General features: G+C 70.4%; 19 protein-coding genes and 1 pseudogene. 8 read left to right on the forward strand and 12 right to left on the reverse strand.

All coding sequences use genetic code 11. The annotated features are described in order from the left end of the window. Nucleotides 1-9 precede the first annotated feature (9 nt). A complete protein-coding gene (locus tag I4Q42_RS15150; protein WP_198576919.1) occupies nucleotides 10-1,293 on the reverse strand; it encodes a carbohydrate porin in 1,284 nt (427 codons plus the stop codon). Next, nucleotides 1,290-3,719 (reverse strand): membrane-bound PQQ-dependent dehydrogenase, glucose/quinate/shikimate family, encoded by a 2,430-nt coding sequence (locus tag I4Q42_RS15155; protein WP_198576920.1) that lies wholly within the window; start codon nucleotides 3,717-3,719, stop codon nucleotides 1,290-1,292. The genes I4Q42_RS15150 and I4Q42_RS15155 overlap by 4 nt, the downstream gene beginning before the upstream one ends. Before the next feature lie 228 nt (nucleotides 3,720-3,947). On the opposite strand from I4Q42_RS15155, the gene I4Q42_RS15160 reads away from it, so the two are divergent. Continuing rightward, nucleotides 3,948-5,417 carry a hypothetical protein gene (locus tag I4Q42_RS15160; RefSeq protein ID WP_198576921.1) on the forward strand — a complete coding sequence of 490 codons (1,470 nt, stop codon included), beginning with the start codon at nucleotides 3,948-3,950 and terminating at the stop codon, nucleotides 5,415-5,417. Next, complete coding sequence (locus I4Q42_RS15165) at nucleotides 5,414-6,346, forward strand: site-specific tyrosine recombinase XerD (protein ID WP_198576922.1); 933 nt, start codon at nucleotides 5,414-5,416, stop codon at nucleotides 6,344-6,346. Before I4Q42_RS15160 ends, I4Q42_RS15165 begins: the two co-directional genes overlap by 4 nt. A 3-nt stretch (nucleotides 6,347-6,349) precedes the next feature. On the opposite strand, the gene pseH is transcribed toward I4Q42_RS15165, so the two are convergent. From pseH to I4Q42_RS15180, 3 genes are all read right to left on the reverse strand, one after another. After that, nucleotides 6,350-6,916 carry a UDP-4-amino-4,6-dideoxy-N-acetyl-beta-L-altrosamine N-acetyltransferase gene (gene pseH, locus I4Q42_RS15170; RefSeq protein WP_198576923.1) on the reverse strand — a complete coding sequence of 189 codons (567 nt, stop codon included), beginning with the start codon at nucleotides 6,914-6,916 and terminating at the stop codon, nucleotides 6,350-6,352. A 46-nt stretch (nucleotides 6,917-6,962) separates the two neighbouring features. Then, on the reverse strand, nucleotides 6,963-7,952 hold the full coding sequence (gene pseG, locus I4Q42_RS15175; protein WP_198576924.1) for a UDP-2,4-diacetamido-2,4,6-trideoxy-beta-L-altropyranose hydrolase: 990 nt from the start codon (nucleotides 7,950-7,952) through the stop codon (nucleotides 6,963-6,965). A 108-nt stretch (nucleotides 7,953-8,060) separates the two neighbouring features. Continuing rightward, nucleotides 8,061-9,332: a cytochrome P450 gene (locus tag I4Q42_RS15180; protein WP_198576925.1), complete on the reverse strand. Its 1,272-nt coding sequence runs from the start codon at nucleotides 9,330-9,332 to the stop codon at nucleotides 8,061-8,063. Nucleotides 9,333-9,487: 155 nt separating this feature from the next. On the opposite strand from I4Q42_RS15180, the gene I4Q42_RS15185 reads away from it, so the two are divergent. Both I4Q42_RS15185 and I4Q42_RS15190 read left to right on the forward strand, forming a co-directional pair. Further along, entirely contained in the window at nucleotides 9,488-11,509 is a 2,022-nt protein-coding gene (locus I4Q42_RS15185) for a di-heme-cytochrome C peroxidase (RefSeq protein WP_198576926.1), read from the forward strand. A gap of 112 nt (nucleotides 11,510-11,621) precedes the next feature. After that, complete coding sequence (locus I4Q42_RS15190; RefSeq protein WP_198576927.1) at nucleotides 11,622-11,843, forward strand: alkylphosphonate utilization protein; 222 nt, start codon at nucleotides 11,622-11,624, stop codon at nucleotides 11,841-11,843. 100 nt (nucleotides 11,844-11,943) lie between these two features. Here I4Q42_RS15190 and I4Q42_RS15195 read toward each other — a convergent pair whose 3' ends face one another. The 4 genes from I4Q42_RS15195 to I4Q42_RS15210 all read right to left on the reverse strand — a co-directional run bounded on the left by I4Q42_RS15195 (nucleotide 11,944) and on the right by I4Q42_RS15210 (nucleotide 15,670). Next, on the reverse strand, nucleotides 11,944-12,432 hold the full coding sequence (locus I4Q42_RS15195; protein ID WP_198576928.1) for a VOC family protein: 489 nt from the start codon (nucleotides 12,430-12,432) through the stop codon (nucleotides 11,944-11,946). 100 nt (nucleotides 12,433-12,532) lie between these two features. Beyond that, on the reverse strand, nucleotides 12,533-13,660 hold the full coding sequence (locus I4Q42_RS15200) for a hypothetical protein (RefSeq protein ID WP_198576929.1): 1,128 nt from the start codon (nucleotides 13,658-13,660) through the stop codon (nucleotides 12,533-12,535). 112 nt (nucleotides 13,661-13,772) lie between these two features. Continuing rightward, nucleotides 13,773-14,780 carry a hypothetical protein gene (locus tag I4Q42_RS15205; protein ID WP_198576930.1) on the reverse strand — a complete coding sequence of 336 codons (1,008 nt, stop codon included), beginning with the start codon at nucleotides 14,778-14,780 and terminating at the stop codon, nucleotides 13,773-13,775. Nucleotides 14,781-14,782: 2 nt separating this feature from the next. Beyond that, nucleotides 14,783-15,670 (reverse strand): LysR family transcriptional regulator, encoded by an 888-nt coding sequence (locus I4Q42_RS15210; RefSeq protein WP_198576931.1) that lies wholly within the window; start codon nucleotides 15,668-15,670, stop codon nucleotides 14,783-14,785. Between the two features lie 120 nt (nucleotides 15,671-15,790). Here I4Q42_RS15210 and I4Q42_RS15215 point away from each other — a divergent pair, with 120 nt between their 5' ends. Beyond that, nucleotides 15,791-16,789, forward strand: coding sequence for an aldo/keto reductase (locus I4Q42_RS15215; protein ID WP_198576932.1), 999 nt, complete (start codon nucleotides 15,791-15,793; stop codon nucleotides 16,787-16,789). A 252-nt stretch (nucleotides 16,790-17,041) separates the two neighbouring features. Here I4Q42_RS15215 and I4Q42_RS15220 read toward each other — a convergent pair. After that, nucleotides 17,042-18,003 (reverse strand): annotated as a pseudogene (locus I4Q42_RS15220) (IS5 family transposase). Between the two features lie 136 nt (nucleotides 18,004-18,139). Here I4Q42_RS15220 and I4Q42_RS15225 point away from each other — a divergent pair. From I4Q42_RS15225 to I4Q42_RS15235, 3 genes are all read left to right on the forward strand, one after another. Further along, entirely contained in the window at nucleotides 18,140-19,159 is a 1,020-nt protein-coding gene (locus I4Q42_RS15225; RefSeq protein ID WP_198576933.1) for a mechanosensitive ion channel family protein, read from the forward strand. A 244-nt stretch (nucleotides 19,160-19,403) separates the two neighbouring features. Further along, entirely contained in the window at nucleotides 19,404-20,453 is a 1,050-nt protein-coding gene (locus I4Q42_RS15230; RefSeq protein WP_198576934.1) for an HpcH/HpaI aldolase/citrate lyase family protein, read from the forward strand. A 32-nt stretch (nucleotides 20,454-20,485) separates the two neighbouring features. Then, nucleotides 20,486-21,310, forward strand: a complete 825-nt coding sequence (locus I4Q42_RS15235) for a hypothetical protein (protein WP_198576935.1) — start codon at nucleotides 20,486-20,488, stop codon at nucleotides 21,308-21,310. A gap of 42 nt (nucleotides 21,311-21,352) precedes the next feature. On the opposite strand, the gene argJ is transcribed toward I4Q42_RS15235, so the two are convergent. Both argJ and I4Q42_RS15245 read right to left on the reverse strand, forming a co-directional pair. Next, nucleotides 21,353-22,840: a bifunctional glutamate N-acetyltransferase/amino-acid acetyltransferase ArgJ gene (gene argJ / locus I4Q42_RS15240; RefSeq protein WP_232793165.1), complete on the reverse strand. Its 1,488-nt coding sequence runs from the start codon at nucleotides 22,838-22,840 to the stop codon at nucleotides 21,353-21,355. Beyond that, nucleotides 22,837-23,811, reverse strand: a complete 975-nt coding sequence (locus tag I4Q42_RS15245; RefSeq protein ID WP_198576936.1) for a peptidylprolyl isomerase — start codon at nucleotides 23,809-23,811, stop codon at nucleotides 22,837-22,839. The genes argJ and I4Q42_RS15245 overlap by 4 nt, the downstream gene beginning before the upstream one ends. Nucleotides 23,812-23,984: the final 173 nt, after the last annotated feature.

The raw sequence follows: 23,984 nt of genomic DNA on the forward strand, positions 1-23,984 counted from the left end.
GGCGGGCCGCTAGAACTGCGCCTTCAGCTGCGCCCCCACCGCCAGCGCGTTAGACGTCGAGCGATAGCCGAACGCGCCGGGGTCGAGGATGTACTGCACGTCTGGCCGCACAGTCAGCCAGCGGGTCGCCTGCCAACCGTAGCTGAGCTCGATCGCCGTCTCGCCGGCCGGCAGCACGCCGTAGTCGACCAGGGTCGGCGAGGCGTCCGCATAGGCCTGGCGCAGGCGCGGATTGACCTGGGCATGGACAACCCCCAGCGCGAGGGTGTCGGCGTCGCGGCCGGGGAAGGTTCCGGTCTGGACCAGGCCCGCCTCGTACCAGCGGTTGATCGGGGCCGAGGCCTTGGGATTGAGCGTGACCTGGCCGAACAGCGACAGGCCCCGATTTCCGCTCCCCTGGCGCCAGACCATCTGGTCGGCCAGCAGGTAGACGCCGTAGCGGCCCTTCACCTTGCCCGTCTCGCCCTGCCGCGTGACTCGCGAGCTGTCGTAATAGGCGCCAAGCTTGTAGTGGCCGGGCATCGCGCCGCCAGAATTGTGAGAGGCCGCGCCGCGGTCGTACTCGACCTCCAGCGGAAGCATCACCCCGGTCGAGCCCGAGGCGAACGGCTTCCAGGCGTTGCGCTCATCGTTCAGCGACGGATTCACCTGGAAGGCGCCGGTGCGCAACAGCAGGTTCGGCCGCACGGCGTAGCGCACGGCCAGCCCCCAGCGGGCGTTGGGATAGTTGTACCAGCCGCTGTCGCCCGACATCGACAGCGGGTGGGCGCAGAAGGCGGCGTTGACCAGGTTGCAGCCGATGGCCATGCCGCCCAGGTCGTTGCCCATGGCGAAATAGCCGACCCGCAGGTTCAGCCGGCCGCCGTCCAGCCGCTGCTCGACGGACAGTTCGGTCAGGCGCGTATACTGGCCGCCATAGGCTTCCTGGATCGGCAGCCGGTTTCCGACCACGTCGGACGACACGCCCTTGCCGCGCCGGTCGTTGAAGGTCAGGTGGGCGATGGCGCCCGACCAGCCCGACAGCTTCTCCAGGTCGAAGTCGGCGCCGACCCGGATCTGCTGGGTGTAGCCGCCGCCGCGTCGCAGGCCGCCGTCGATGGCGCTGAAGGTCTCCGAGACGTAGTCGCCGCGAAAGGCGATCCCGTCTTCGGCGAGATCAGTGCGGAGCCCGCCCCAGCCTCCGGTCAGGGTCGTGCGCTCTTCGGCCAGAGCGGACGAGACGAGCGCCGACGAGGCGAGGAGCGCCGCCGCCAGACCGGCGGCGACGCTCAGCCGTTCGAGACGCCCGCTCATTTCAGGGCGTAGGCGATGACGTAGTCGCCGCGGTCGGGCGACTGGCGGGCGCCGCCGGCGGTGATGACGACGTACTGCCTGCCGGTCTTGGGCGAGCGGTAGCTCATCGGGCCGCCCTGGCTGCCGACCGGCAGGCGGGCCTTCCACACTTCCTTGCCCGTCGCCGAGTTGAAGGCCCGCAGGTAGTAGTCCTGCGTGCCGGCGAAGAAGACGAGGCCGCCTTGGGTGGCCAGGCTGCCGCCCAGGGTGGGCAGGCCGATCGGCATCGGCAGGCCCATCTTGATGCCCAGCGGGCCGGTGTCGCGCACCGTGCCGACCGGCACCTGCCACTTGATCTTCTGGGTCTTCATGTCGATGGCGGTCATCGTGCCATAGGGCGGGGCCTGGCAGGGGATGCCCAGCACCGACAGGAAGCGGTTCTTGTCGACCGAGTAGGGCGTGCCCTTCAGGGGCACGGCGCCCATGCCGGTGTTGACCGCCTCGCCGCCGGTCGCCGCCGTGGCCTTGGCGGCCTGCGGCGTCATCCGCACCCACAGGCCCAGGCGCATGTCGTTGACGAAGAGGGTGTTGGTGGTCGGGTCGGTCGACAGCCCGCCCCAGTTCATGCCGCCCAGCGAGCCGGGGAAGCTCAGCGACTTGTCGGCGCCAGGCGCGGTGTAGAGCCCCTCGTAGCGCATGCCCTTGAAGGCGATGCGGCACAGCAGCTGGTCGAAGGGCGTGGCGCCCCACATGTCGGCCTCGGTCAGGGTCTGGGCGCCGATCTGCGGCATGCCCACCGACTTGGGCTGGGTCAGGGCGTAGGGCTCGCCGGGGATGTTGGCGGCCTTGACCGGCACGTTCTCGACCTTGGTCAGCGGTTTGCCGGTGGCGCGATCCAGCACGTAGAGCTGGCCGGCCTTGGTGCCGAAGACGAGGGCCGGAATCGTGCCGCCGCCCGTCTTCGGGAAGTCGATGAAGCTGGGCTGCATCGGCACGTCGAAGTCCCAGAGGTCGTTGTGGACCGTCTGGAACACCCACTTCTCGCGGCCCGTGGTGGCGTCCAGCGCCAGCATCGAGGCGCCGTAGCGGTGGTCGAGCGCCGAGCGTGTCACGCCGTAGAGATCGACCGAGGCGCTGCCCACCGGCATGAACACGGTGTTGGAGGCGGCGTCGTACGACATCGACGACCAGACGTTGGGCGTCGAGCGGGCATAGGTCTTGCCGGCCGGCGGGGCCTTGGTGATCGACGGATCGCCCGGGTCGAAGGCCCAGCGCAGGGCGCCGGTGATGACGTCGAAGCCGCGGACCACGCCGCCGGGCATGTCGACCTGGACGTTGTCGGCGATGCGGCCGCCGACCACGATGGTGGTCCCGGCCAGGGTCGGGGCGGCGGTCAGCTGGTACTGCGGGTCGGGGGCGTCGCCCAGGCCGGCCTTCAGGTCGACGCGGCCGCCGGTTCCGAAGCCCTCGCAGGCCTTGCCGGTGTCGGCGTCGAAGGCCATCAGCACGGCGTTGATGGTGTTCATCAGGATACGGCGACGGCAGGGCGCGCCCTCGGGCACGGTCGCCGTCAACACCGGTGTGGCGCCGGAGACGGTGGGCTGGGCCAGCGGCGCGCCGGCGTCGAAATAGGCCAGGCCCCGGCAGCGCATCCACACCGAAGCCTTGGCGTCGACGATCGTCTTCCACTTCTCGCGGCCGGTGTCGGCGTCCAGCGCGATGACGTTGTTGTGCGGCGTGCAGATGTAGACGGTGTCGCCGACCTGCAGCGGGGTGTCCTGGTCTTCGGCGCCGTTGCCGTCGCTGACCGCCACGTCGCCGGTGCGGTAGGTCCAGGCGACCTTCAGGTCCTTGACGTTGTCGCGGGTGATCTCGTTCAGCGCCACGAAGCGGCTGGCGCCGGGGGTGTTGCCGTAGGCTTCCCAGTTCTTCTGGGCCTTGGCCGGATCGACCGGGACCAGGCCCGCCGCCGCGCCGGCGAAAGCCACGGTGGGATGGGCGAAGAACATGCTGATGAAGCCGGCGGCCGAGCCCACGGCCAGAATCGCGCCGAGCGCCAGGGCCGGCATGAAGGCCGGCGACTTGCCGCTGGCCCGCGCCATCAGCGGATAGGAGAAGGCCACGACGGCCGCGCCGACGCTCAGGGCCAGCAGGCGCGAGATCAGCGGCCAGAACGAAAAGCCCGACTCCCAGACCGCCCACAGCACGGTCAGCACGAACACCGCGCCGAACAGCAGCGCGCCCGTCGCCTTGGCCCGGCAGATCAGCGCCCCCGAGACGGCCAGGGCGACGCCGGCGGCCAGGAAGTAGGGGCTGCCGCCCAGGGCCAGCAGCTTGCCGCCGCCGATCAGGAAGAACAGTCCGGCGGCCAGGATGACCGCGCCCAGCAGCAGCAGCCAAAGCCTGGCCAGGGGCGCGAGGCGGGTATCGGGGGGAGAGAGGGGCATTCGGCGGGATCTCCTGCGGATGATCGGCGCTGCTCGACCACTCCCGTCCGGCCGGACGTTGGAGCCCCCCAAGGCTCAAGCTCACGCTACGTAAGCTGTACATTTCCGCAATTGGACCCAAATTCGGCGGCTCGCAAGCCTTTCTGGACGACCAAGGTTACGTCCGCGCCGCCTTCCGGCCCCTTCACCGTCTTCTGCCTGCCGTGCTTCCTTGCCATAGTGCCGGCCATGGCTTTCTCCCCGCGTTCGTCGCTTGCCCTCGCCGCCGCCCTGTCGGTCCTCGCCGGAACGGCCCATGCCCAGGAGGGCGCGGTGGCCGTAACGACCCTGGCGCCGCCCGACCTGTTCTCGATGCCCACCGCCGAGACCGGCCTGCCGGACGACCTGTGGAAGGACGCCTCGCCAAGCCTGATGCGCCAGGTGCTGCCGACCCTGGGCGCCAAGCCGCTGTCGCCGGCCTTCGCCGCCTTCGCCCGCCGGGTGCTGGCGACCGGCGCCCACGCTCCCAAGGGCATCGGCGACGATCCGGAGATGGGCGCGGCGCGCGGCCTGGGCCTGATCGCCCTGGGCGAGGCGGCCGGGGCCAAGCAGGTGCTCGACCGCACGCCGGGGCTTGACCAGAACAGCGCCCTGGCCATGGCCGGGGCCGAGGCCAACCTGATCCGCGGCGACGACGAGAGGGCCTGCGCCATCGCCAACGCCCTGGGTGTCGATCGCGGCGGCGGCTACTGGCTTCGCCTGCGGGCCTTCTGCCAGCAGCGCGCTGGGCAGCTCGACGAGGCCCAGCTGACCTTCAACCTGGCCCAGCAGCAAAGCCAGGATCCCGCCTATGTGCGGATGATGACGGCGCTGTTGGCCAAGACGCCGGACACTGGGAGCGGCGACCTGCGCAACGGCATCGACTTCGCCCTCTCGACCACCCTTGCTCTGGACATCCGAAGCCCGGCGGCGGCCGCGACGGCCTCGCCGGCGCTGCGTCCGGTCACCGCGCCGGCCCCGGGCGACCTGGCGGCGGCCCAGGCCTCGGACTGGACCTTCCTGCGCGCGGCAAAGCCGGGGACCGACTTCGCCGTCGCCGCTCGCGCCGCCGCGCCGCTGATCGCCTCGACGGTGGCCGCCGGCGGTCCGATGGATCAGATGCTGTTCCTGCGCGCGGCTCTGGCGGCCGGCGACGTCAAGACCGCCCAGGCGATCCGCGGCGGCCTGACGGGCGCGGCGCCGCAGGACCTGGCCCTGATCGACGCGGCCCTGGCGGCGGACTCGGGCGAGCCGACCGACGCGGCGCTGCACACACTGGTCGAGCAGGGCGCGGCGGCGGGGGCCAAGTCGCCGCTGCAGCCGGCAGCCGTGGTGCTGCAAGGCCTGGGCGGTGCGCTGAGCCCCGAGGACCGTGCGACCTTCGCCGGGTTCGAGGCGGGCAAGTCCACGGCCTCGTCCGCGCGGCTGGCCCTGCTCGACAGCGCGGCGCTCGCCGGCCGCAAGGGCGAGGCGGCGCTGCTGGCCCTGTGGATCGCCGGCGAGGCCGGAGCCGCCGGGCCCGCACCCGCCGATCGCGCACGCATCATCTCGGCCCTGAACCGCGCGGGCCTGGCCGTCGACGCCCGGGCGATCGCCGCCGAGGGCCTGCTGCCCGCGCCGCCGGCCCCGGCCAAGCCCGCCGCCGCCAAGCCGGCCGCCAAGCCCGTGAAGAAGAAATGAGCGGCCCAAAGTCGGGGGGGAGGGCCGAAGGCTGGGTCGAGGCCTTCCTGGAGATGATGGCCGTCGAGCGCGCGGCAGCCGCGAACACCCTGCGCGCCTATGAGAAGGACCTGGCCGACGCCCGGGGCTTTCTCGGCCGAAAGGACAACGATCTCGACGAAGCCGACGCCGAGGCCGTCGAGGCCTATTTCCAGGACCTCGGCGCGCGCGGACTTTCACCGGCCACCGCCGCCAGGCGACGCTCGGCCGTGCGGCAGTTCTATCGCTTCGCCCTGGGCGAGGGTTGGCGAGCCGACGATCCCTCCCGCCGTGTAGTCGCGCCCAAGGCCGGCCGGCCGCTGCCCAAGGTGCTGTCGCGAGCCGAGATCGACGCCCTGCTGGCCGCCGCCTCGGCCAAGGACGGGGCCCAGGGCCTGCGCCTGACCTGCATCATCGAGCTGCTCTACGCCTCGGGCCTGCGGATCTCGGAGCTGCTGGCCCTGCCGCTGTCGGCCCTGGCCCGCGACCCGGCCTTCCTGATGGTCAAGGGCAAGGGCGGCAAGGAGCGGCTGGCCCCGCTCAACGATGCGGCCCGCTTAGCGGTGAAGGCCTATTTGGAGGAAAGGTTGCAATTTCTGCCAAAAGGCGAGAAGGCCAGCGCTTGGCTCTTTCCCTCGCGCGGCAAGGGCGGCCGGCTGACGGGGCGGCGCGTCTCGCAACTGCTGGAGGACGCCGCCATCGCCGCCGGCATCGACCGCGAAAAGGTCAGCCCCCACGTCCTGCGCCACGCCTTCGCGACGCACCTGCTGGAGGGCGGCGCCGACCTGCGGGTGATCCAGACCCTGCTCGGCCACGCCGACATCGGCACCACCCAGATCTACACCCACGTGGCCGGCGAACACCTGGCCGAGGTAGTGCGCACCAAGCACCCGCTGGGGCGGAAGGAGTAGGGGTCAGGCCTCGCCGACCGCGAAGCCCTTGGCCAGCAGCTTGGCGCGGAAGCCCTCGCGCAGGTCCGCCCAGTCGGCGCGCAGCAGGCCCAGGCCGACGACGTTCAGCGCTTGGCCGCCCTTGATCACATGGTCGCGGTAGAGGGCCTCGCGCTGGAAGCCGAAGGCCATGTGCCGCTGCCAGACGTCGGTATTGCCCTCGAGCACCTCGCACCACAGCTTGTCGAGATCGAGCGGGCCGAAGACGTGCTCGATCACCCAGTATTCGACGAAGCTGCCGATCCCCAGGCCGCGCACGGCCGGGTCGGCCAGGTAGTAGGCCCAGGCGCAGCGGCGGTTGCGGCGGTCGATGTCGACGACGTTGGCCAGGCCCACCGGATGACCGTCCAGTTCGATGATCCAGTAGATCGCGGTGGTCAGGCCGGGCAGGCGGGCGAACCAGGCGGCGTGCTCCTGCGCCGTGATCGCATGGTCGCTGTACATGTAGGGCGCGACGGCGGGCGAGTTGCGCCAGGCCAGAAGCCGATCCTGATCGTCGGCGGCGACGGGGCGGAGGGTTACGTTCGGCACGGCCTGGCGTCCTGAAGCGAAGAGCACCTGCCAAGGCTAGGCCAGTTCATCGCGTCGCGCCAATCAGCGCCAGGAAGCGGCCCGCGGTGCGCGCCGCGCCGGCGCCGTCGCAGACGCCCGCGGCAGCGGCCGACATGGTCGCGCGTGCGACCGGGTCGTCGGCCAGGGCCTGGAAGGCGGCGGGCAGGGCGCGCAGGTCGTCGGCGCCTAGGGCCAGATGCGCGCCGCGGTCGGAGAGGGCGGCGGCCGCCTCGCGCTGGTTGTCGGCCAGCACCAGCGAGAGCGCGGGCAGGCCCAGCACGCAGCGCTCCCAACTGCTCGACCCGGCCGCTCCGATCGCGAGGTCCGCGGCGGCGGTGAGGGCGGGCATGTCACGGGTGTCGATGTGAAGGGTAAGGCGCGGATCGGCCATGTCGCGCAGGGCCGGCAGGCTGGGGGCCGCGCCGCCCGCCACCACGTCGAGCGCTCGCTCGCCGAGCACGGGCAGCAGGGCGGAGACGACGCGGGCGGTGATCCCGCCGACGTCGGTCAGGCCCAGCGACACCATCACTCGGTGGACGCCTGGCGTAGCGGCACGGCGGGCCAGGGCCTCGGCGCGCAGCGCGGCGAAGGCCGGGGACAGGGCGGCGTGGTTGGGGCCCAGCAGCAGTTCGGCCTGCGAGGGAACCAGGCCGGCATAGTCGGCCGCCGTGCGGCTGAGGCCCGCATCGACCACCAGGTCGGCGGCCAGGAGGCGGTCGGCCAGGTCGTCGACCACCAGGGTCGGTCGGCCCTCGGCGATGGCGCGATGATCGGGGGCGGCAAGGCCGTAGTGGTCGAAGACCACGGCGTTGAAGCCCGTCGCGTCGGCGATCGTCGCGCGCGCGGCGCCGGGGGCGAAGGCGTCGATCAGGGCGTCCAGGGCCGGCGGGCCGGCGAAGGCGCAGGCCGCGCCGCCGGCCTCCAGGGCGCGGGCGAGGTTGAGGCTGCGCATGAAGTGGCCGCCGCCGACGCTGGGGCCGGCATTGACCACGAACAGGATGCGGGGTGCGCTCACGAACCGACTGCGGCCTCTCGCGCCCCGGCCGCCGCCCCCCGCTGGGGAGACGGCCGCGACGCTCTGGCGGTAGCACAGCCCATGGGTATGGGCGAGGTTCGGACGACCTTACTTGGTCAGGACCAGGCTTTCCGGGAACGGCCCGCCCTTGAAGTCCAGGTGACCCGCCGCCCCAGCCGCGCGCTTGGTGAAGCCGGCCTTGATGATCTGCTTGGCCAGTTCGGGGGCCTGCTGCAGGCTGACCTGGTCGCCCAGGCACCGGTGCTCGCCAAAGCCCAGGTGCAGGTAGTGATAGGCCGGGCGGCCGGGCTTGAAGGTTTCCGGATCGGGCACGACCGTGGCGTCGTGCATGGCCGAGGCGACGCTGGCGAACACCACCGTGCCGGCCGGCAGCGAGGTCTGGCGCGGGGTGCCGGCGGCGATCGTGTAGGGCTCGACCAGCAGGCGCACCACGAACGGGGCCATCGGGTTGAAGCGCAGGGCCTCCCAGAAGATGGCGTCGAAGGTGGCGTCGTCATTGGCGACGGCCGCGCGCTTGGCGGCGATCATCTGGTCGGGGCGGTCGAGCAGTTGGTCGATGGCCTGGACGATGGCCGACGAGGTGGTCTCGATGCCGCCGACCAGCAGGCCCATGACGTTGGACAGGATGCGGCCCTGGTCGAAGCCGATCTGGGGCGGGGTCTGCAGCCGTAGAAGGCGGGCGACGACGTCGTCGATCTTGGGATCGGCCTTCACCTGCTTGGCGCGGCGGGGCAGGAAGTCTTCCAGGTAGGACCGCATCTCGGCCCCGGCGGCGATGTTGGCCGCATGCACCTTGGGGTCGTCGATCAGGTTGTGGAACATGTCGTTCTGGGTGGCGTAGGACCAGCGCAGCATCGCCGTCAGGTCCGGCCCCGGAAAGCCGAAATACTGGCCGGTTAGGGCGATCGGTCCAGGGCGGGTGACCTGCGAGACCAGCTCCAGCCGGCCGTCGGGCGAGGCGCCCTGGGCGATCAGCTTGGCGGCGATCTTGGCCACGGTCTGGCGGACATTGGCCAGATCGGACTGCTGGATCAGCGCCCGCATGATCCCCTTGTCGCGCTGGTTGTAGACCGTGCCGTCGCGGGCCAGCATGAACGGCCCCACGGCCGGGTCCATCTTGGGCGCGTAGGGCTTGACCGTGAACTGCTGGTTGCGGGTCAGGGCCTCCTCGACATCGGCGAAGCGCGCCAGGATCGTCGGCCCGCCAGGCGTCACCAGGATCGGCCGCTTGGCGCGCAGTTCCTTGAACAGTTCCAGCGGCTTGGTGGCGATCCACTGGTAGAGCAGGCCCAGTTTCTGCTGCGGTTGCGGCGCGGCGTCGTAGGTGTCCAGGAACGATGATGCGGCGACATCGACCATCTTTGACCTCGGCTCGTCAGGTTTGGATTGGTGGTGTGAAAGCGGCCCCGGGACGCGCTCGAGGTGAGATCGGTCGCGTCACTTCCTGAAATTGTATCTCATGTTGATGAGTCCTCAAAATTGCATTCTTATGCGACGTCGCGGAGGGGCGTCGAATGTCGAGAAACCGGAAAGCGGTTCTGTGGGGCCTGGCCCTGGTCGTCTTCGTCCTCGTGGCGATCGGGATCGAGAGGCTGGTCGCCTTCGTCAATCCGCCGCTGCCGCCGGCCCAGCCGGTGCGCGAGGCCCGCTGGCTCGAACAGGGCTGGAGCCAGGAGGACCGCTACTGGTTCCACCACGCCACCCAGGGCACCTCGACCCTGCCCATCCCCTACGCCTGGTTCGTGGCGGTGGCCGAGCCGAAGATCTTGCCGTTCGGCAAGGAGCGGCTGTTCATCGAAGACGCCTACATGCAGAAGCTGGGCTTCATCCCCAGCCCGCCGTCGGGCGGCGGATCGGCTGGACCGGCCGGCGGGCGCGAGAAGGCCTACGGCTACAAGGCCCGGATAGGCGGCGTGCCTGTTGACGCCAAGGTCGAGAGCCCGCGTGGCCTCAATCCGGCCGGCATGCCGGTGGGCTTCGCCATCACCCGGGCCTATCGCGACCCGACCACCGGCCAGATGCTGCCCGACCAGGTGGGCCTGACCTGCGCGGCCTGTCACACCGGCCACCTGGAATATAACGGCGTGTCCCTGCGCATCGACGGCGCCAACGCCGCCAGCAGCCTGGGCGACCTGACCAACACCCTGGGCGCGGCTTTGCTGCTGACCAAGGTCCTGCCGTGGCGGTTCGACAGCTTCGCCGAGCGGGTGCTGGGCCCCAACGCCACCAGGGCCCAGAAGCAGGCGCTGCGGGCCGAGCTGGGAGCGACGATCAAGGCCCTGGCCGCCGAAGCCAAGGGGACGGCCCATATCGACAAGCGCGACGGCGTGCCCGAGGGCTTCAACCGCCTGGACGCCCTCAACCGCATCGGCAACGAGGTGTTCTACATCAACCTCTTGCCGGCCAAGTCGGCGACCTTCGACCCGCTCGACAACTACGCGGCCCTGACCGCGCCGGTGAAGTATCCGCACCTGTGGACCACGCCGTGGTTCACCTGGGCTCAGTATGACGCCTCGATCGGCCAGCCGGCGGTGCGCAATGTCGGCGAGGCGATCGGGGTGCTGGCGCGGGTCAACATGACCACCTACGACCAGCCCCACAAGCTGTGGGTCTCGTCGGTGCCGGTGGGCAACCTGGCGCGGATGGAGCAGCAGATCGAAGGCCCCAACCCGCTCGAGCGCGAGCCCGACGGCCGGGTGCGCGGCTTCAAGGGGCTGTCGGCGCCGAAGTGGCCGCAGGACGTGCTGGGCCGGATCGATGTCGGCAAGGCCGCGGCCGGTCGCAAGGTCTACGCCCTGCGCTGCCAGGGCTGCCACATGCCGCCGCTCGATGATCCCAACCAGGCGATCTACACGCCCTCGCTGTGGACCACGGCCAACGAGCACGGCGAGAGCTATCTGAAGGTCAACATCATCCCGCTCAGCGTGGTGGGCACCGATCCGGGCCAGGCCAACATCCTGTCGGCGCGCAAGATCAAGGCCCCGCTGGCCCTGGGCCTGCAGCCGGGGGTGACGGACCCGGTCACGGGGGTGACCTGCTTCACCAACCCGACCCCGGCGACCACCGAGCTGTCGTTCGGCCAGGCCCTGGCCTCGGCGGTGCAGTTCGTGGTCGACAAGTTCCACGCCGACCGGGCCGTGCCGATCAAGAGCGACACGGCCGAGGCCGACAAGGGCAACCGGCCCAACTGCGTGCAGGCGCCGCCGGCCTACAAGGCCCGGCCGCTGAACGGCATCTGGGCCACGCCGCCCTATCTGCACAACGGCTCGGTGCCGTCGCTGCATGCTCTCCTGGGACCGCCGGGCGAGCGCCCTGGCAGCTTCTGCCTGGGCAACCGGGCCTATGATCCCAAGCTGGTCGGGCTCGACGTCTCGTCCTGCCCGCGCGGGGCCTTCAAGCTGAACACCAGCGTCAAGGGCAGCTCCAACCAGGGCCACGAGTTCCGTGACGCCCCGGCCGGGACCAAGGGCGTGGTCGGGCCGGCGCTGAGCAACGACGAGCGGCTGGCGGTGATCGAGTTCCTGAAGACCCAGTAGACTTCGGCGATAGCAGGCTTGGTGACGGGTCTTTTGATCTTCGCCGCAAATCGGTTAGGAGAGCCCCTACTTTTATTGCGGGCTTGTCGTCCGCCGGCCGAAGGGGCTCTCCATGTCCGACGAAACCCGCGACTCCAATGGCGCGATCCTGGCCGACGGCGACAGCGTCACCCTGATCAAGGACCTGAAGGTCAAGGGCTCGGGCGGGGTGACGCTGAAGCGTGGGACCCTGGTCAAGAAGATCCGCCTGACCGGCGACCCCGAAGAGGTCGAGGCCAATGTCGACAAGGTGAAGGGCCTGGTGTTGCGGACGGAGTTCGTGAAGAAGGCCTGAGGCTGGCGAGCCCCCTGTCGCGACCGGGCCCGTCGGCGCCTGCAGCGGCAGGGCCGGCAGGCCGCGCACCTGGGCCTCGCCGGCCAGGCGCTGGCGGGACCTAGGACTCGCCTCGCGCCGCCTTCTCGAGGGTCGGCACGTCGATCTTCACCATCTGCATCATGGCGGCGAACACGCGACCGGCGACGGCCTTGTCGGCGCCGGTGGTCAGCTCGATCAATTGGCGCGGGGTGACCTGCCAGGACAGGCCGTACCTGTCCTTCAGCCAGCCACAGGCCGAGGGTTGGCCGCCGCCGGCCAGCAGGCTGTCCCAGTAATGGTCGACCTCGGCCTGGCCGTCGCAGTCGATGGACAGCGAGATCGCCTCCGTGAACTTGAAGTGCGGCCCGCCGTTCAGCGCCACGTGCGGCTGGCCGTCGAGCTCGAAATAGACCGTCGACACCGAGCCGCCCGGACCGGCCGGCGGCGGCACGTCGTCCGGATAGCGGTTGATCGACACGATCTTCGAATTGGGAAAGATCGAGACGTAGAAGTTCGCGGCCTCTTCGGCCTGGGTGTCGAACCACAGGAACGGGGCGATCTTCGGCATGGCGTTTCCTTCCTCGCTGGCGGCCTGGTCGCCACGTCTTCCCGAGGACGAAGGAACGCCGACGGAGCCGACATCGTCGAGGCGAATTTTCGCGCGGTGGTCAGATCGAGCGGTCGATGGCCTGGCCGACATTGCGCAGGGTCGCCAGGGCGACCGCCGCGGTCGAGGCGGCGGCGCTCACCGGAGCGTCCGACAGCGCCGAAGCCGGGGACTGGCCCGCCGTCGTCGTTGTGTTCGAGATTGCGGCGGGCAAGGCCAGGGTCGCTGGTTGCGCGGCGAGGGCCGCGGCGGCCTCCTTGGCCTTGCGGGCGGCGATGACGTCCGACCAGCGGTAGCCCCACATGCTGCTGTCGTCGACCTGGCCGCTGACGTCGCGGCCGTTGGCGAGGGCGGTGACTTCGCCCGTCGAGCGCACCGACACCGACCAGCCGGCCTCGCCCGCCGACTGGGTGAAGTCGCCGATCTTCAGCCTGCCCTCGGTCGTGCGGTAGAGCGTCGTGCCCGTGACCTTGAATTCGCTGTTCATCTTGCCGGTCGTGCCGCCCAGGCTGGACAGGCCCATCTTGATCAGCCGCTCGGAGGTGTAGACCAGCATGTCGGCCTCGCCGCCAAACCCCCGGCTGCGCAGCTCGTCGAGCTCGGCGGTGTAGTTCAGCATCCATATGCCCCCGTTCACCAGGCCGGCGCCGAAAGCCAGCATCTCGATGTTGTCGCGCGCGACCTTGGCCATGCCGGTGGCCATCTGGTTGTTCTCGGACTCGATCGAGCCCTTGGGATAGGTCTCGACCGGCGCGGCGACGGCCGTGGTCGTCGCGGGCGCGGGCGTCGGCGCCAGGGGCGGCGTGGGCGTCTCGGCCGAAACCTCGGCGGGCGCGGCGCCGGAGGCTTCGGCGGCCTTCTGCGCGGCCTCTTTGAGCAAGGCCTCACGGGCGAGCGCCGCCTTGGCCGAGGACGACAGCTGCACCCTCACGACCGGTGGTTCGGCGATTTCCGGCAGGCCCATCGCCCGGATCGAGGCGTCGGCCTGGGCCAGGATGGCTTCACGCCGGTCGTACGATCCCGCCGCCTTGGCGTACATGTCCTTGCGGTCTTGGGCCCGCTTCAGATAGGCGGCCTCGTCGAACGCCAGGCCCATGCGCTTGTAGAGATTGCGATCCCCCTCCAGGCGCGCCTGGGCGTTCGCCACGGGGTCGTAGCTGTAGGGGGATGGAGCGACGGCTGAGACCATGGGTTCATCATCCCCGCGCGCATCGCGCGTGTTGAGAGTGTATGATCAACATGGAGGCGAGTCGTGAAGAGCCGGTAAACCGTACGACGCAGCGAGCCGCGCCATGCGCGTATCAGCCGTAGCGATCGGCAAGGTCGAGCAAAGCTTGGTCAGGCGCGGCGTAGCTGACGATGCGGACGTCCAGCGCCTTCTCGCGCAACGCGTCCAGCGCCCGGATCATGGCCTCGTCGATCCAGCGGTCGCGGTTGCCGAAGGCGCCGCCGCCTACGCGCGTGAGATAGACGACGGGCTGGCCGCGCGCGGCGTTGAGCACGCCCGCCAGCAGGGTCGCCTCGTAGGCGGCCTCGAGGATCAGCGTGGCGAAGGGCGCGGCCAACGCCTTGGTGACCGGCGCGTAGCTGACGGGCAGGGCCGAGCAGAAGGCCTGGGACACGGTCTGGCCAGTCGCTTCGGGATCGTCGGTGACCTCGGCATCCCAGACCAGGCCGACGCGCAGCAGCCCCCGCAGGGTGTCGCGCTCGCTCTCGTCGATATAGTCGAGCACGGCGGCGATCGCCTCCAGACCGGTATCTGTGCAAAGGGCGTAGCCGTTGCGCATGGTCCAGAGCGCCTCGATCGGACGACCGATGAGGTCCACTAGGCGCGGACCAAGGTCGACAAGGCCGTCGAGCTGGCGATCGCGGGTCTGGCCGGGCCGCCCGCCGACCGGGGCCAGGTAGTTGCGATAGATCGTGGCCGCGCCGGCGGCGATGGCGCAGGCGGGACCTTGGGTGGCGTCCCAGGCGTAGCGTGACACGCCTTCCTCGGGCGAGACGCCGGGATCGACCATCTCCAGCAGGTTGAACTGCGAGGCGACCTGGAACAGCGCCCCGGCGTTGGCCGCTTGATTGTGCAGCGTACGGGCGTCGCCGCGCACGATCTCGACGGCCAGGCGGCCAGGCGCGGCGACCTCCGCGGCGCGGGCGCGCAGTTCGGCCAGGGAGGGCAGCTCCAACCTGCCGATCCCGAAGGTGCGATCGCTCGCCTCCGAGCGCAGGCGGCCGTCCTCGACGCGCAGCCGGGCCTGGGTGGCCGTGTAGTCGTCCTCGGCAAAGCCCGTCAGGCGCTCGAACCAATCCATGCCTATGCCCGCATCCAGTCGATGAACGCCCGCAGCGCCGGGGAAAGCTGGCGGCGGCTGGGGTAGTAGAGGAAGAAGCCGGGGAAGGGCTCGCACCAGTCTTCCAGCAAGGCGACCAGGCGGCCGGCGGCGATGTCGTCGGCGACGGCTTCGCGGAATGGGAAGGCCAGGCCCGCGCCGGCCCGGCAGGCCTCCAGCAGCACCACGCCGTTGTCGGTCAGCAGGCAGGCGGGCGGGGTGACGACGACCAGGCGGCCTTGGCGCTCGAACTCCCACGGATAGGGCTGGCCCGAGCTGCGGCGCACCAGCAGGCAGCGATGGCCGCTCATCAGGTTTTCCGGCGCGGTGGGGGCGCCGTGGCGGGCGATGTAGTCGGGGGTGGCGACCAGGGCCTGGGAGAGCTCGCCGCTGAGCGGCACGGCGATCATGTCGGCCTGCAGCCGCTCGCCCAGCCGCACGCCGCAGTCGAAGCCGCCGGCGACGATGTCGGCCAGGGCGTCCTCGCAGACGATCTCGACCCGCACGTCGGGATAGGCGTTCATGAAGCCGCCCAGGCGCGGGGCCAGCAGCATGCGGGCCGCCGTGCTGGCGACGTTGATGCGCAGGCGGCCGGCGGGGCGATCGCGGAACTGGGCGATGTCGTCGAGGGCCGCGTCGATGTCGGCCAGGGCAGGTCCAAGCCGTGCAAGAAGCCGCTCGCCGGCCTCGGTGGGGGCGACGCTGCGGGTGGTGCGGTTGAGCAGCCGCACGTCCAGCCGGGCCTCGAGATTGCGGATCGTATGGCTCAAGGCGGAAGCCGTGACGCCCAGGGCCTGGGCGGCGGCGCGGAAGCTGCGGCGCTCGGCGACCAGGGCGAAGACGGCGAGGTCGGGCAGGGGGCGGGCGTTCATTGCTGAGAGATGCTCAGGAGTGCGTTGAGACCGCAAGCGGTTATCGTTTCGGCCGTTCAGGCCCATCTCCCCGATGTCGCGGCGCGGTCCGTGACCGATATCCCGAAAAAGGAGCTGCCCATGAAGACGCGCAAACTCGGCGATGGCCTGGAGGTCTCGGCCCTCGGTCTCGGCTGCATGGGCATGAGCTGGGCCTATGGGCCGGCGCCCGACAAGCAGGCGATGTTCGACCTGATGGCCAAGGCCGTCGACCTGGGCGTCACCTTCTTCGACACCGCCGAGGTCTATGGTCCCTACGTGAACGAGGAGCTGGTCGGCGAGGGGCTGAAGCCCTTCCGCGATAGGGTGGTGATCGCCACCAAGTTCGGCTTCGACATCGCCCCCGACGAGACGGGCGTGGCCCGCATGCGCGGCGTCAATTCGCGGCCCGACAACATCCGCGCCGTGGCCGAGGCCTCGCTCAAGCGCCTGGGCGTCGAGGTCATCGACCTCCTCTACCAGCACCGCGTCGATCCGGGCGTGCCGATCGAGGATGTGGCCGGAACGGTCAAGGACCTGATCGCCGAGGGCAAGGTCAAGCATTTCGGCCTGTCGGAGGCCGGGGCGGGGACGATCCGCAAGGCTCATGCGGTGCAGCCGGTGGCGGCCCTGCAGAGCGAGTATTCGCTGTGGACGCGTGGGATCGAGGCGGAGGTGCTGCCGACCCTCCGCGAACTGGGCATCGGCCTGGTGCCCTACAGCCCGCTCGGCCGCGGCTTCCTGACCGGCGCGATCAAGGCTGGCGACGGCTTCGGCAAGGACGACTTCCGCTCGACCCTGCCGCGCTTCCAGGGCGAGGCGCTCGCCAAGAACCAGTCGCTGGTCGAGGCCCTGGTCGAGCTGGCCGACGACAAGGGCGTGACGCCCGCTCAGCTGGCCCTGGCCTGGCTGCTGGCGCAAGGGCCGGACATCGCGCCGATCCCGGGCACGACGAAGGTCGCACGGCTGGAGGAGAACGTGGGCGCGGTGGACGTCGTGCTGAGCGCCGACGACTTGGCGCGGATCGCCGCGGCGGTGCCGGAGACGGAGGTCGAAGGCGCGCGCTATGCCGAGGCTGGGCTGGCGATGGTGGGCCGCTGATCTGAAGCGAGCCCGCGACGCGAGAACCTCCCCCTGTGGGGGAGGCGATCGCGCAGCGATCGGTGGGGGGCGTGATTTCGAGATTGGCCAGCGCCTCGACGGCTGAAAACTTCGCCCCACCGGCCTTCGGCCGCCTCCCCCATGGGGGGACCGCTGCGTTACGCCCCTGCCGCAGGATCTGGGCCTGCAAAGACGTAGTTCGGCGCCTCCGAGAGGCGGTTTCGGCCGCGTCTGGACGTAGTTGTGGCGTGATCAGGCGGTCAGGACGGCGGCGCGTCTCAAGTTGAAGGCCATGGCGGTGAGCAGCACCTGGCCGGCGGCCTTGGCCAGGCCCAGGTAGCGGACGCGGGTCAGGCCCATGCGGCGCTTCCAGGTGGCGAAGGTGGTCTCGACGGCGGCGCGGCGAACGGCGATCAGGTCGTTGAAGCGCTTCTGACGGTCGGTCAGGGGATGATAGCGGTTGGGCCGACGCATCAGGCGAGGCTTGACGCCGGCCAGCTTGAGCCGGGCGCGCCGGGCATGGGTGTCGTAGGCCTTGTCGGCATAGACGGCCGCCTCGTCGCCTCGGATCAGGGCGTCGGCCGGGACGGTGTCGTTGACGTTGGCCGGCGTGGTGATCACGGCCCGCACCAGCCAGACCCCCGGTCCACGTTCACATGGGCCTTGTAGCCGTAGGTCGAGCCGGGCTTGCCCTGGCGTTTGGCGAAGGCCGCATCCGGGTCCCTGGCCTTGGCCAGAGCCTCCTTATCGCCCCGCGGCCGCGGCGTCGCCGCCTCGATCAGGGTGGCGTCCAGCATCGCGCCCTGCTTGAGCACCAGGCCCGCCCCCTCCAGCTGGCGGTCCAGATCGCCGAACAGGCGCTCCAGCAGCCGCTGGCTCACCAGCCGGTTGCGGAACCGGCACAGCGTCGTGTGATCGGGAACCGCATCTTCCAGGCTCAGCCCCACGAACTGGCTGAACGACAGGCTGTCGCCCAGCCGAAACTCCAGTTCCGCGTCCGACAGCCCGTACCAGGCCTGAAGCAGCAACGCCTTGAACAGCAGCAGCGGCCGATAGCCCGGCCGTCCGGGCCCATCCTCGCGCAGACCCGCCAGCCCCTTCTCGAAGCCCGACCAGTCCACCAGTTCCGACAACCGCTCCAGCGCCGCGCTGCCGGCCCGACGCCCCGCGCCGATCTCTCCAAACCCAAGCTGGCCCGTCATCTTCACCGACATGGAAAACCTCCCCGCCTCAGCAGCAGGGAATCACAGTCAGCCAATTTCGCAACGGTCCCCCATGGGGGGGGGGGCCTTTTGTGACGGCTCGCGGCGGGACTTGAAAGCGGGCTCCAGCGGAGCTCAACTCCCGTCCATGACCGACAACCCGCTGCAACGCCTGGACGCCCTGGAGCTGGTCAAGCTCGGCAAGTCGGCGATCACGGTGGGCGGGTTGGGGGCCGGGATCGTCATCGTCATCGCCGCCCTGCTGGCCGCGCGGCTGGCGGCGGCGGGGCTTAGGCGGCTGCGGGCCCGGGCCGCCGACAACGCCTCGTCGCTGTATGTGGTCGAGAAGCTGACGACCTACGGCCTGGTGGTCATCGGCCTGCTGGCCGGCCTGTCGACCATGGGCATCGACCTGACCTCGCTGACGGTGTTCGCCGGGGCGGTCGGGGTGGGTGTAGGCCTGGGCTTGCAGGGCGTTATCAAGGATTTCGCCTCGGGCGTCAGCCTGGTGTTCGAGCGGCTGATCGCGGTGGGCGACTTCGTCGAACTGTCGAACGGCTCGCGCGGGGTGGTGCACGAGATCGGGCCGCGCGCCACGCGCATCCGCACCAACGACGCCACCGACGTGATCGTGCCCAACTCGGTGCTGGTCAACGACCAAGTGGTCAACTGGACCCTGCGCAACACCACCCGCCGCATCCGCGTGCCTTTCGTCACGGCCTTCGGGGTCGACAAGGAGGTGGTGCGCGAGGCGGTGCTGAAGGCGGCTCGCAGCGTGCCCTTCACCAGCGCCGACGACGCCGTGCGCCGCACCCAGGTGTGGCTGGTCGGCTATGGCGAGCACGCCCTGAAGTTCGAGCTGATCGTCTGGCCGACGGTGGAGGCCGTCCGCCGCCCGGCGGCGATCTTCGCGGCCTATACCTGGGCCATCGACGACGCCTTGCGCGGGGCCGGCATCGAGATCCCCTATCCGCAGCGCGACGTGCGGCTGCGCGGCCTGTTCGGCGAAGAGGGCGAGGACGCCCGGGCGGCCCTGCGGCTGGAGCCGAAGGCGGCGCGGAAGGGGCGGGGCAAGGCGACCGCGCCGGCCTCGAGCAACGACGCCGCCGACGAGCTGGGCCGCGAGGATCCCGATGAGGCGCCGCCGCCACGACCGGCTTCTCCCTAACCCCATTTCCCGTCATTCCCGCCCTTGTGGCGGGAAACCCTGGTTCCGTTCGCACGTGAAGCGCCAGCGGACTGCTAAGCAGTCCGCCCCTTCTGCCCTTGCGGCTGACGGAGGGCTTCCCGCCACAAGGGCGGGAATGACGGGAGTTGGGAGAGGACCATCTTCCGCGTCGGCCTTGACCCTCTGGCCGCCCCGCCGCAGTCTTCTCGCAACTGCGAAATAACAATCAACGGGGAAGACGCGCATGAAGACCGCCCGAGGCTTCTTCAAACCCCTGGCCATCGGCGCGCCGGCGCCGTGGCGCGAGCTTCCCGCCCGCGTCGAGCGGATGATCCACTTCGTGCCGCCGCACCTGGAGAAGGTGCGCGCCAAGGTCGGCGAGATAGCCCCGACGGTCGACGTGATCTTGGCCAATCTGGAAGACGCCATCCCCGCCGACGCCAAGAGCGCGGCCCTGGCCGGGACGATCGCCCTGTCCCGCGAGGTCGACTTCAAGGCCCTTGGCGTGGGGCTGTGGGTGCGGATCAACTGCCTGAACTCGCCCTGGCACCTGGACGAGGTGGCGACCCTGGTCGAGAAGGCCGGCGACAAGATCGACGTGATCATGGTCCCCAAGGTCGAGGGGCCGTGGGACATCTTCTATATCGACCAACTGCTGGCCTCGCTGGAGGCCAAGCACGGCGTCACCCGGCCGATCCTGCTGCACGCCATCCTCGAGACGGCCGAGGGGGTCATGAACGTCGAGCAGATCGCCGGCGCCAGCCCGCGCATGCAGGGCATTTCGCTGGGTCCGGCGGATCTCGCGGCCAGTCGGGCGATGAAGACCACCCGGGTCGGCGGCGGCCATCCGGGCTATCGGGTGATCGAAGATCCGCATGCGGACGGATCGCCTCGGGCCAGCGTGCAGCAGGATCTCTGGCACTATACCTTCGCCAAGATGGTCGACGCCTGCGCGGCCCACGGCATCAAGCCGTTCTACGGTCCGTTCGGGGCGATTGACGATCCGGTCGCCTGCGAGCAGCAGTTCCGCAACGCCTTCCTGATGGGCTGCGCCGGCGCCTGGAGCCTGCACCCCAGCCAGATCGCCATCGCCAAGCAGGTCTTCAGCCCCGACCCCGCCGAGGTGGCCTTCGCCAAGCGGATCCTCGAAGCCATGCCCGACGGCTCGGGCGTGGCGATGATCGACGGCAAGATGCAGGACGACGCCACCTGGAAACAGGCCAAGGTGATGGTCGACTGCGCCAGGCAGATCGCCGCCAAGGATGCGGAATACGCGGCGTTGTACGGGTTCTGAAGGCGTTTTTTGAGCGTCCGGCGTCAATACGCTTGACGAAACGGCTGCGCGAAAATCACATCGCCGCTCTACTGGGGGTGGCGTTGATGAAGTTCGTGTTTCTGGCCGGCTCGATGGCCGTTGCTCTGCTTGGGCTGGCGGCGTGCGGCAGCATGCCGACGGCGCCGCTTAACGCCGCGCCGACCCTGACGCCCGCGCAACGCGCCGGCGATCCGGACGTGCCGTTCTCGGGCGTCATCACCGCGGTGGGTCCGGCCACGATCGCCAGCCAGCCCGTCGCCAAGGGCGGGACACTGATCAAGTCTGCCTATCGCTATCGGCACACCGCTCAGTTGGTCGAGGACGTGGTTGGCTTCAGCATCACCGTGCCCGGCGTCCAGGCTCCGGCCGGCGCTCCGGGATACTATGCCGGCACGTTCCGCGCCTTCGGCCCGCGCGGTGCGGGCGAGCCGTCCGAGCTGTGGTGCTTCCTGCCCAAGGTCGTCGGCGGCAAGCGCGACAGCATCTGCCTGTTGCGAGGCAGCGGCGGGGTCGCGGCCATCGCGCCGACCCGTATGAACCCGTGGCTGTGGACCCAATTCAGCCCGGCGACCGGAAGCTTCGACTTCACCCACGCGCCGGTCTTCGAGCTGCGAGCGGTCGATATCCCGGCCGACCTGCAGATCGAGTATCGCTTCGCCGGCTGGCAAGGGGATCGCGCGCGCGTCGCAACGTTCGCGGGCGGTCGCGAGGTGGATACGACCGAGCTGCCCCGTCAGGCGGACGGCAAGTTCGTGCTCAGGACGGTCGCCGGCACCGTCGCATTCTCGCCCGCCCCCGGAAAAGCCGATCAGGCCGTGGTCGCCATTGCTCCATAGGCGCGGCCAAGGTTCGGCGCCGCGTGCTAGGAGGCAGGGGGATTACGACCGGTAATCCCCGTTGATGGCCACGTATTGCTTGGTCAGGTCGCAGGTCCAGACGGTGGACGAGCCCTTGCCGACGCCGACCTCGACGGTGACCTCGAGTTCCTGATGCTTCATGTAGGCGCTCATGGCCGCTTCGTCGTACTCGGCCGAGACCAGGCCGTCGCGGGCGGCGTAGAGGTCGCCGAACTTGACGCTGATCTTCTCGCGATTGACCGGCTCGTCGGCGCGGCCGACGGCCATGACGATGCGGCCCCAGTTGGCGTCCTCGCCGGCGAAGGCGGTCTTGACCAGCGGGCTCTCGGCGATGGTGCGGGCGATCTTGCGGGCCGACAGCGGGCTCTCGGCGCCGTTGACGGTGATCTTGACGAACTTGGTGGCGCCCTCGCCGTCGCGGACCAGTTGCAGGGCGAGATCCAGCAGCACGCCTTCCAGCTTTTCGCGGAAGTCGGCCAGGCGCTTGTCGCCCGGACGGCTGATCTTCGGCGCGCCCGACTGGCCGGTGGCGAACAGCAACAGGGTGTCGTTGGTCGAGCGGTCGCCGTCCACGGTCACGCAGTTGAAGGTGGTGCGGGTGTAGAGCGAGACCAGGGTCTGCAGGGCGGCCGGGGCGATGGCCGCGTCGGTGGCGACGAAGGCCAGCATGGTGGCCATGTCCGGCGCGATCATGCCCGAGCCCTTGGCGATGCCGGCGATCTTGACCTCGTGGCCGTCGATCAAGGCGGTCGCGTAGGCCCCCTTCGGGAAGGTGTCGGTGGTCATGATCGCCGAGGCGGCGGCGGCCCAGCCGTCGGCGGTGAGGCGGGTTTCCACCTCGCGCAGGTTCGAGGTGATCTTGCTGTCGTCGAGGATCACGCCGATGACGCCGGTCGAGGCCATCATCACGTCGCGCTGGCGGCAGTCGAAGCGCTTGCCCACGGCGGTGGCCACCCGGCGCACGGCGTCGGCGCCGGGCTTGCCGGTGAAGCTGTTGGCGCAGCCGGCGTTGACCACGAGGGCGCGCACGTCGGCGCCGCCGCTGGCGGCCAGCTGGCGCTTGCACCAGTCGACCGGAGCCGAGCCGACGCCGTGGCGGGTGAAGACGCCGGCGCCCGAGGTGCCTTCGGCGAAGCGCATCAGCAGCAGGTCGGGACGCTCGTGCTTGTAGAAGCCGGCGCGGCCCGTGGCGATCTCGACCCCGGCGATCGGCGGGATGGTCGGGAACGGCACGACCAGCGGCGACACGGCCAGGCCCGGCTTGCCCGGGGCGACGGCGGGCGTCGCCGGCGCGGCGGCCTGGGCGGGAACGGTCTCGCCGGCCGACTTCTGGGCGCGGCGCAGGCCGGCGCGCTTCAGGGCCGAGGCCAGCGGGTCGAGGGCGCGGTCCAGGGCATGGCCGACGCTGGCGCCGACCTGGCCGACGATCTCGGCCGGAGTCGTGGTGGCGGGCGCCTTTTCGGCGGCTTTCGGAGCGGCGGTAGGCGTCTTGGTAGGCTTGCGGGTCATTTCTTTGCCGGGGTCTGGGCGGGCGCCGAGGCGGGCGGCGCGCTGTCGAGGTCGGAAACGGGGGCGGCGGCGCCGGACGGGGCGGAGGCCGGTTCCTGCGGGGCGCCGGGGACGTCCTGGCCCTTGCCGGCCAGCATCTCCACCTTGGCGCCCGAACGCAGCTTCTCCAGCAGGTCGCGGACCTGGTCGTAGGTCAGGAAGCGGACGATCTGCGGCCGCGCCTCCTCCAGGCTGAGCGGGGCTTCGAGGCGCTTGTCCTCGACGCGGAGCACCACCCACTGGCCGTCGGAATGGAACGGACCGACCAGGTCGCCGGCCTTGGCGTCCTTCAGGGCGCCGGCATAGGCCTCTGGCATGACGTCGACGGTGAAATAGCCGAGGTCGCCGCCCTTGAAGCGGGTGGCCTCGTCCTTGGAGCGCTCCATGGCCAGGGCGTCGAACGAGGCGCCGGTGGCCAGCAGCTTCTTGACGCTTTCGGCTTCCGCCTGGCTGGGCACCAGGATCTGGCGGGCGCGGATCTCTTCCGACTGCTTGGCCAGCTTCTGCTGCTCGGCATAGAGGCCGCGGATGTTGTCCTCGGTGACGGCCTTCTCGACCATGCCCTCGACCAGCATGTCGCCGAGGATGCGCTCGCGGGCGGCGGCCAGGCGGCGCTGGGCGACGGGATCCTTGTCGAGCTTGCGCTGGATGGCCTCGGCGGCCAGCAGCTTCTGGTCGACCACCTCGTCGAGGACGCGGCGGAACAGATCGGACGAGACGTCGAGCGGCTCGCCTTCGCCGATCAGCCCCTGGGCCACCGCCTCGCGCTTGACGTCGGAGGCCCAGACCGCGTGGCCGTCGACCCGGGCCACGGCCGTGTCGCCCGGCTCGGGCGGCCGTTCGTCGACCCCGCCGCGGCCGCAGGCGGCGACCAGCAGCGCCAGGCCGAGCACGGCGGCGAGCATCACGGAACGGGGGCGGGCAGGGTGCATCGGACGCGGATCTCCGCTGAACTCAAGAAAAGCGCTCTAGAGCGCGTCAGGCCAAAGGGGAAGCCGTTTCGGCGGCCTCGGGCGGCTAAACTTCGCGCGAAGGCCGGGGCTTGGCGGAACTCCACGCGGTTCCAACGGTTTGGGCGTCGCATCGGCTCGCCGCACGGGCAGAA

Origin of the sequence: Caulobacter hibisci (assembly GCF_016135805.1) — a bacterium.
Classification (GTDB): domain Bacteria; phylum Pseudomonadota; class Alphaproteobacteria; order Caulobacterales; family Caulobacteraceae; genus Caulobacter; species Caulobacter hibisci.